The organism is Phocaeicola coprophilus DSM 18228 = JCM 13818 (assembly GCF_000157915.1).
Taxonomy (GTDB): domain Bacteria; phylum Bacteroidota; class Bacteroidia; order Bacteroidales; family Bacteroidaceae; genus Phocaeicola; species Phocaeicola coprophilus.
The window spans coordinates 24,915-34,007 of record NZ_EQ973631.1 but is presented as its reverse complement, the minus strand read 5'-3'; the positions used below and the strand labels follow the sequence as shown (position 1 = coordinate 34,007).

The following is a 9,093-nucleotide window of genomic DNA, read 5'->3' as shown; positions in this document are numbered from 1 at the left end:
AGGAAATAGTGTCATTCTATGAAAAATACAAGAGTTTAATATTATATTATTGTGGGCAGGATGAGTTTTCATTGAGACATCCAGAACGTGTGGCTTGCTATTTTTATTACAAAGACAGATTACACCATACATTACTTGGTCAAAAGATAGACAAACTGGAGTTATTCTTCAATGAGTATGAAAATCTCAAGACATATTTTAGTTATAAAGAATACTCTAATATCTATAAGTTTTATGAAGATTATAGATATCAAAATGCAGAGAAGCGATTTGAACATTTGCACAAGTTTGACATTCAAAGTTGTTTTGATAGCATATATACTCATTCTATCACTTGGGCTGTTAGTGGAGGTAAGGACGAATATAAAAGACATTTTAGAGGAAAAGGTAAGTCTTTCGGAGATGATTGGGACAGTATAATGCAAAGAATGAATTATAATGAAACAAATGGTATTGTTATAGGGCCGGAATTTTCTAGAATCTTTGCGGAAATAATCCTCCAATATATAGATAAAAAGGTAAAGCAAACTCTTTGGGATGCAGGTTATAAAAATAACGAGCATTATAGCTGTTATAGATACGTTGATGACGTTTTCTTTTATTATAATGATACAAAAGTCCTTGAACAAGCCATGTCTACTTTTGAACACTTGCTACATGAATATAAGTTATGTATTAGTAAAGAAAAAAGTGATGATTGGGAACGTCCATTTATTACACCTATTTCAATGTCCAAGATTAAGATTGACACGTTATTATCAGATTTTATAAGAATGCGTAAATCTAATCAAGATAGCGAAAATGTACTGGAAGATGAAATCGCTGAAGAGGAGATAATAGATGATATTGATGATAAAAAAATTGAGGAAGTATTAGAATGCAAAGACTTTATTTATATCAATTCTAAAGAAGTTAATCGAGCGTTCAAATCATTAATGATTGAGAATAATGTGAAAAGCAAGGATATCATGAACTATACTTTGGCCGTAATCTCTACAAAGCTCGAGTCCCTTTTGAAGAAGTTTGATAAAAATTTCTACGTATTATCTAAAGCCATTGAACAGCAGAAACGTGAGGACGAATGCCAAAAGAAAATTCACCAAATGGAGAAGATGCTGCATCGATATCTTGATGGGATGATAGATGTAATATTCTTTTTGTACTCTGACTGCAAACGAGTGAATACCACGCTTAAAATGATGAACATATTGAATACTTTGATTATCTATTTGGGAAGTAATTATAAAGAGAAAGATGGGAGGATAATTAAAAGATTCTCACCTGCATTGCGAGATGAAATATTCAAAAAGATACAAAATGAAATAACGATTGTGTTCAAAACAACTTCATTTGACATTAACGCACAAATAGAAACATTGTATTTTTTAATAACTTTAAGATCTATGCCAAGACATTATAGAATAGATTCTAAGACTCTAAACAACTATTTGTTTGGCACAGAAAATGATAGATTTGATACATCCAAGCTTAATACTCTGTCAATCATCATTCTTTTGTATTATTATGGCAATACAAAAGAATTTATGAGCGACAAAAAAAATTTAATGGAGGGAATAAACAATAAATTTAAATCCGTAAATTTGCCAGACAAAAGGAAAGATACAGAATTAATTATTCTTGCACTAGATTTATTAGCATGTCCATTCATAACTCATAATGATCGGAAGATTATGTGCAAGGTTATGCAAATAGATAATGCTAAACAAGTTTTGATAGAAAGGTATTTTCGTAGAAATAAATTCATGTTCACAAAATGGACTAATATTGATTTGACAAAAGAATTAGGCGCGAAAGTTTCGCAGGAAGTGTACACTTAATGCGTATTTCGGAAACAATGCAGTAGCGAGGCTCGCAATAACTTCACACACATAGCTCTGCATACGACCTTATAGGTTTTGCCTAAACAAATGGGATTTCGTGAGTCGAGTCCCATTTGTTTTATATTAAAGATTAGATATTGAGGCATTTATATTTCTTTATCTCCTATAACCTTTCTTCTCATTCTGAATTTTAACCGTTCCTATCGCAAACATCAGACACCTCCTCCTATACGCCTCTTCCTCCTCATCTGGCCTTCTTCCGTCCCAGCGAAGGTCGGAGTCTGAGTTGCCACCGCCACCACCGGATGAAACAGCGACAGGCTGTCCGCCAATCAAAGTATCAGCGATAGAGAAGATTCGTTCCCGCACAGAAGGCTCAGCCAGCTGGTCAAGAACTGTTTGCATCTGTTCAGTCTGACTATCGTTGAGAGCCGTCAGTCGTGCATACTCCTGCTGCAGCCATTTAAACTCCCGATAGTCCAGCAACGCATTATTCCGCACCGCTTGTATTTGCTGTTCGGCATCCTTTCGATACCGTTCTTCAATCTGACGGACAATCTTCAAGAATCGGCTGGCGATAGACCTGTTCTGCTCCTCAATCCATTTGTCAACACCGAATATCGGAGGTTTACCAGTGATCCGTGGCGGCTCAAAATCTATCTTGTGATTGCGGAAAGGTTGCGCCAGTCTACCGACACGGTCTATATTTTTTGTCATCTGCTCCAGTTCCTGCTCCTTTTCTTGAAGCTTACCTGCCTTGTCTTCAAGCTTTGACTGGTATTCGGAAATCTGTTTTTGTATCCTGGTCTTTTGAATTTCATATTCCTGAAGAGCGATTTTGCCGGAAGCCAGAGACTTCTCAATTTCTTCAAGTTGGGATTGAGACCTGAATATCTGTGCTTCCAACCTCCGTATCATAGTCTGCAGCCCCTTGACTGCTTTCTCCGCCTGTTTCGCATCTTTGGACAGTTTTCGGATATAATCGCGTTTACTAAGATGGCTGACGTTCCGGCCTTCAATACTGTCACCACGTTCCAACCCGTACTTGCTCCCTACCTCTTCATATAGTGAGGTGTGCATTTCCCGAAGAATATGGCCATACTCATAACGGCTCTTGCCAAACTTAGCCGACCACATGACGCATTCGCGTCCGCTTTTGGCCCGTTGTCCGACAGGAACGATCAAGGCATGGATATGCGGGCTGCTCTCATCAAGATGAACCTGGAAGCCGATGATGTTTTCCTGTCCGTACCGTTTGGCGCACCAGTCATAGACATCTTTTGCCCATTGTTCGATTTCCGGACATCGCTGGAGATGACTGTTATCTGCACCCTTTTCCAGATTTACGGTTTGGGTCCCAAATGCCATCTCAAGTGTACGGTCATGATTGCCTCCAAAGATAAATTTCGCACAACAGTTTGGTTGAATTTTGCTGTCCGGCTTGAAGGGTTTCCAGCCCAGTTCAGTCAACCGTTCCTGCAAACGTACTTCAAGCGATTTCTCTTGATAGCCTAACGGATGAACTTTCCCATCGGGCCCAATCTCGAAATTCAGTTTCATTCGGGTCTTGTCATAGTGATTGGTCGGATCCTGATTCTTTCTGTCAATCTTGTCGTCATTCCAATGCCTTTCGTTTTCATTCGCCTCTGATGTGCCGAATGACTTCCCGGCTTCAACATGCATGGCCTGTTTAATATCTGTATTCATATAGGGTATTCTTTTGATAAATGATTAATATTTGAGCTTGCTCTTGTGCCAGTCCGCTCTGCGGGACAATGACCGGATTTTATTGCCGTCAGGCAAAAAGTCCTTATTGTGTTAAGGACTTTCTATAAATCCTCGGAACAAGTTCCTTTACTATTCAATAAGTTCCAAATCCAGTTCATCAATGAGCAACTGCAATGTTGGATTACGTTGTATCATCTGATGGAGTATCTGTCTCTTTGATGGTGAATACAGGAAGAAGTCTGCAATGTCCAATCCTTGGCTGCGTTGCTCCTCATCGGATGTACATTCCAAAACATTCGACACAACAACCCGTTTGCATATTCCAGACAACAAAGCAGACTTTTCTTTCCATTGTTCGGTTGCTCCTAAATCAGGGATGAGAGTAACTTCCCTGCCTCTGAGAACCTGCATGGCTTCACTATTGAAACAACCGTTCTTTCCACCTGTTGCCAGCCATATATAATCGGGGATAAAATGGCTCATTACAACAGCGGTCTTTTCACTTTCCACCAGCATTACCGGAGACGATGAATTTTTCAGAAGATGTTCTCCAAACAGGCACTGCTTCAAATGGAAATCCTGCAACTTCAACTCGGAATGTGCCCAGCTGACAAAAGCCTGAGGCTCTTTAACCCGATGGCCTGTTTCGGCATTATAGCACATTACCTTGCCGGTTCTTACCTGTCCATTTATATCTGTCTGCCAGAAGACTGTTGAACCTCCCCATTTTGCAGATGTTCCTATACGATACATGTCAAATAACCTGTTTGTCTCACTTTCACCAAATACGCGACAGAAATATTGATACAAAGGGTTTATTGAATAATGTGACTGACTCCTTAACACATAAGATGAAGGAATATACGAAGGGGTAATACAAACGGACGTTTTATCTACAGACTTATAAGAGACTGAAAGCAGTGGCTTACCATTATCCACATTCATTTCCAAATTATCAGGATTATCTTTGAAGTATTCCTTAGGTGTATAGTGGTAGCCACAACTGTTTTCATGATCACACTTGCCGACATTACCGGGAAAGCTAATGCTGCCTTGTTCATCAACATACCTGACAAAACACCGGCTTTTACCACAGTTCGGACAAGTAGTCTTGCTTCCAGGGCGGTATTTCTGCAAATGGAATCTGTATTCACTCATGGTCTTCTGATTTTAGTGTGGTTGCACTCTGCACTTTTGCACTTTGAGAAGATTGCACGGTATCTTGACAAGATGAAAGTGCAATAGTGCAAGGTGCATCAGTATTTTCTGTCATAAGTTTGCGATAGACTCCATGCTGAAGCTTTTCTATAAGAGGGTGTTTAAGCCGGCATAATTGGTCAAGCGCATAATAGACGGTACGTCGGGACATATCAACTTTTCTACCGGCAATAACAGCATCCCCGGAAGTGAACCGATCTTCCAACAGAGAAAGCCAGGCTTCTTTCGTTTCGCCGATACTGTTTATGACAATGGTTTCCTGAATCCTCCTGTATGTTTCCTCATAATAATCAATCATACGGATCGCCGATTCTACGGAATCCCGCTCAATATATTGCATATCTCCACTATCAGTAGCCCATTTCATTACCTGAAACAACAGGGCAAGACGTGCTACATGGCCGTTGAGTTTCATCTTGCGGCTTTCAACATCCGCATCATCCTCAATGGCATTTACAGCATCGATAATTCCATTGTACCATTCATAGAAGTATTCTTCCGCATCGTCAGACATTGTAATGATACGGGGATTGACCGTTGTACCCTTGTCATCAAGGATACAGGGGATGCTTAGGATTCTGTTGATTATTGTCCTCCATTGATTCATTATATCAGGACGGGCTGTATTCCGTTCTTCCCGTCTCCACCCGGATATCTTCCTGTTTTTGGGGTAGACAAACAGAAAACGGTCAAGCAATCCGTTGGCAAGGAACTCTGCACGGAAGACTTCCTGCAGCATATTCGTCTGTACTGAACCGATGACATTTATACATGGATTCTTGATTAGAACAGGACGTGATTCTGATTTGCGGATAATCTTTAACGGCTGTCCGCTATAAGCTGTCAGCAGATCTTCAATGAGGTTGTTCTTGCTGTTGTACCTTTTGACAGAATTGAACAAAGCCAGGATTTCATCGACGACCAATGTTATCCCACGCTGATTATGCTGATGAATATTCATCATCGCCTCCGGGGTGGAATCATAAATGACCGTCGTTACAAAATTCGGTTTCTTGAGCAGTTGTTCTTCCCCGTCACTTCCGTGCTTGCCTGCTGACATGGCTCTTTCATATTCGTCATATTCCTCGTTATATTTCTCATGCAGCCGGTCATCATACTCATTAATCGGCTTATAGATAAAACCGAGGGGAGGAGTCTTTCCGAGCCCGGGACGTCCGACCAGCATCATATAAAGGGATGGGCAAGTTTTCCACTCGCCCTTTATACGGATATGACAAGAGTTGCCTATTGCAGTAGCAACAGCAGAAAGAACAATAGACGCAGTATATTCCACATTGAAATTTTCGTATCTGGCAAGATTGAGGATAATCTCCTGTATCTTGTCCGGGAAGGCATCCAACGGAAGACCTGTTTCCGGAATACCTTCCACTTCTGAACGAAGCATGTTGGTCAAATGAATGGTGTCAAACATAGCCACCTCCTTCCTGTTTTGGAAGTTCATCGCCAACAGCAAAAGCTTCATAATGGAATCGGCGTAGAAAACGGTCAACGTCTTCCTGCGTGTACCAGTATTTATCACCTTCACGCGAGTAGCCGAGATAACCGTTGTCACGCAACTTCTTCAGATACTTCTCTCTCACCCCTAATTTTGCCATCAAAGTTTTATTATCATACAATTTATGTTTGTCTGACAAAAACTGCGGCAATAATTTTTCATGCTTTTCCAATATGGCGAGAATCTTTTCTATAAGTTCTCGATCGCACGGAGTTTTTTCTAATTTAACTTCAGCCATATTCTACAGTTTTATGGCTTAAACTTCCTTATGCACATTCGGATCTTAAGCCGGGTTATTTGTCACGGTACGATTGTGCACATCGTCCGTAACCACTGCGAATTTAGTAAGTCCTTAGGGGCTTAAAAGTTAGGATAAGTTAGACTAACATGTTAGGATAATGTTAGGATAGATTAGAATAGGTTAGGACTGATATTAGGATGAAGTTAGGATTAGAATCGCAACTTACTGATAATGAATAAAAAAGAGTAGCGCACCTGCTACTCAAAGAATTTATCTATTTCTTCAGATTTAAATGGGACTATTGCATCTTTTCTATTAGCTCTTGACTGTCCCAAATCTTGTATTTGAAACAAAACTTTTAATTCAGCATCTGGGAACATATCTTGTCTTCCGAATTTCCAGAACGTTTTTTCTTCTATTTTAGAATAATTCGGTTTGTCTCCACAATATATCCTACCACACATATATGCCAGAAGGACCTTTGAATTATTCCATTTATAAAAGCTGCCACATTCCGTAATATATCCGGCTTCTATTGCCTTGGCAAAAACTTTTCTGGCTGTATCTGTATCTAATATTTTCGGCAAAACGACCTCTCCTTCATTGCATACAGGATTTTCCTCCTGTTTAGAATCCTCAATGAGTGCTTCATTTTTCACTTCGGTTATTTTCCCTTTATTTTTCTCTTTTAGTTTCTCCGCACAGAAAGCTAAAGCTGCTCCGGAAATCAAAGTGATGATAGCACCCCAAAATTCTACAGAACCGGTTTTATCCTCACCAACGGGATTTATAACTCCAATTCCGATAAGTAATAGAGTACCAGCGAATAAAGTTATTGCACTTGACCAAAGTATCGTTCTTGCATGTTTCTTAAAAACAAAAGATAAAGCAAGTATGATGACACAAATACCAATAATCAAAAATATTACTCTTAACATAAAACACATTTAATTATTTATTCAAAAACAAACTACTATAAATTAATGATAATTATATTATCTCAAGTGAAGCAAATTCATCTTTTAGACGTGCCACTTCCGAGGACAGTGTTTCCGGAAGGAAGCGGGCATAGACCTTCTCTGTGACATCCGTACTTCCATGTCCAAGAAGACGACTGACTACAGACATAGACAAGCCTTTATTCAAAGCAAAAACTGCAAATGTATGTCTGGCCACATGCATTGACAAGTTGAAAGGCAACCCAATCTGTTCTCCAACCACTGCCAAAGACTGGTTAATACATTTGGTTGCGTTATTACGAGCCTTGTAAAGAGCTTCCTCATCATCAAGTTCCAGATTTTCCTTTACCAGATTAAACACATAGCGGCAGCCTTCACGTTTTTCTTGCCACTGCCTCAAAATATGTATAGCAGGCTCTGTAAGAGGAATCACATGGCGTTTGTTTGTCTTTATCATAATCTTCCTCAATTCTTTCTTTTCAAAATTTACATGTCCCCACTGCAATGTCATTACATCGACAACACGCAGTCCGCAAGCATGAAAAGCAAAGAAAAACATTTCAAGAAACTCTTTTCTGCGTGGTTCCTGACAGGTTTTGTAATATTCCATGAGAGCCTGCATTTGTTCTTTATTCAAACTCTTACCGTCAAATTCACTCTCTTCCTCAGATAATGAAGTTTTGGTAATGATACGCATATCTTGAATCCTCGCATTTATAGCGGGTTCCATGATATTCATTTCACATGCATAAGCACAAGCTTTCAATATCGGTGTCAGTGAATGGTTTATCGTGGCATCGGTATTCTGTTTGACTTCTCTACGCCAAGCAATATAACTATCCAACAATTCAGGTGTTACATCACCCACATAGATAGAATCGTTTCCACATGTCGCCTGCTTGGTAGCTCTTAAAAAAGTCTGAAAGATATTCATACAGCTTCTTCCGTTCTCATATCGGCTCCTTCCTATTCTATTTCTTGAATAATCGGAAGAAAGACGCTCCAATGTGAATTCAACAAAATCTTTTCCTTGATCACGACGTGAAAGAGGTTTGTCTGAGAGGAAACCGGATATAACATCAGCAGTAATCTGATTAGGATGTTTCTCGTTATACTCTGCCAGTTGAGAATCTATACGTTCAACACGTGATAACAAGAGTTGATTGAGCCGTTTAAATTCACTACCATAACTAACACGAATTTCACCCCGTCCCTGATTACCGTTCTGATTCCAGTCCGCAACTTTAACAAAGACATTTGTAGTCTTACGGATTATTTGCCTGTTCCAAGTATATTCCAACTCAATAGGATAGGCTTTCTCTTTATCTATCACCTTCGGAGTGCGAAGACGATATTTACCCAACGGATATAGTCTTTTTGGTCTTCCCATATGCTTTTTCCTCCTATTTTAATATTCCTGAGGAGAAGCAAAGGTAATGTATTTTAGACAAACAAACTCCGGTTTTGAGAGAAAAAACCGTAATTTAGACAAACAAATCACACCTTAAAAGGCCTTAAAACACCAACGCGACAAACAAATTATCTTTGTTTATCGCGTTGATATTCAATTATTTAACCTATCTGTAGGCT

At 39.4% G+C, this 9,093-nt stretch carries 7 protein-coding genes; 1 reads left to right on the top strand and 6 read right to left on the bottom strand.

The features are described from left to right. Positions 1 to 1,838: antiviral reverse transcriptase Drt3b (gene drt3b, locus BACCOPRO_RS00585; RefSeq protein WP_008139919.1), on the top strand; the 1,838-nt coding region annotated here is incomplete at its 5' end. Between the two features lie 159 nt (positions 1,839 to 1,997). Here the strand turns inward: drt3b and mobV are convergent. From mobV to BACCOPRO_RS00555, 6 genes are all read right to left on the bottom strand, one after another. After that, positions 1,998 to 3,548 carry a MobV family relaxase gene (gene mobV, locus BACCOPRO_RS00580; protein WP_008139916.1) on the bottom strand — a complete coding sequence of 517 codons (1,551 nt, stop codon included), beginning with the start codon at positions 3,546 to 3,548 and terminating at the stop codon, positions 1,998 to 2,000. Between the two features lie 150 nt (positions 3,549 to 3,698). Then, complete coding sequence (locus BACCOPRO_RS00575) at positions 3,699 to 4,727, bottom strand: DUF6371 domain-containing protein (RefSeq protein WP_040311015.1); 1,029 nt, start codon at positions 4,725 to 4,727, stop codon at positions 3,699 to 3,701. Further along, positions 4,720 to 6,219, bottom strand: a complete 1,500-nt coding sequence (locus BACCOPRO_RS00570) for a YfjI family protein (protein ID WP_008139910.1) — start codon at positions 6,217 to 6,219, stop codon at positions 4,720 to 4,722. Before BACCOPRO_RS00570 ends, BACCOPRO_RS00575 begins: the two co-directional genes overlap by 8 nt. Continuing rightward, on the bottom strand, positions 6,212 to 6,541 hold the full coding sequence (locus tag BACCOPRO_RS00565; RefSeq protein ID WP_008139908.1) for a helix-turn-helix domain-containing protein: 330 nt from the start codon (positions 6,539 to 6,541) through the stop codon (positions 6,212 to 6,214). Before BACCOPRO_RS00565 ends, BACCOPRO_RS00570 begins: the two co-directional genes overlap by 8 nt. Positions 6,542 to 6,801: 260 nt before the next feature. Further along, entirely contained in the window at positions 6,802 to 7,482 is a 681-nt protein-coding gene (locus tag BACCOPRO_RS00560) for a hypothetical protein (RefSeq protein WP_008139906.1), read from the bottom strand. Between the two features lie 52 nt (positions 7,483 to 7,534). Beyond that, entirely contained in the window at positions 7,535 to 8,893 is a 1,359-nt protein-coding gene (locus BACCOPRO_RS00555; protein WP_008139904.1) for a tyrosine-type recombinase/integrase, read from the bottom strand. Positions 8,894 to 9,093: the final 200 nt, after the last annotated feature.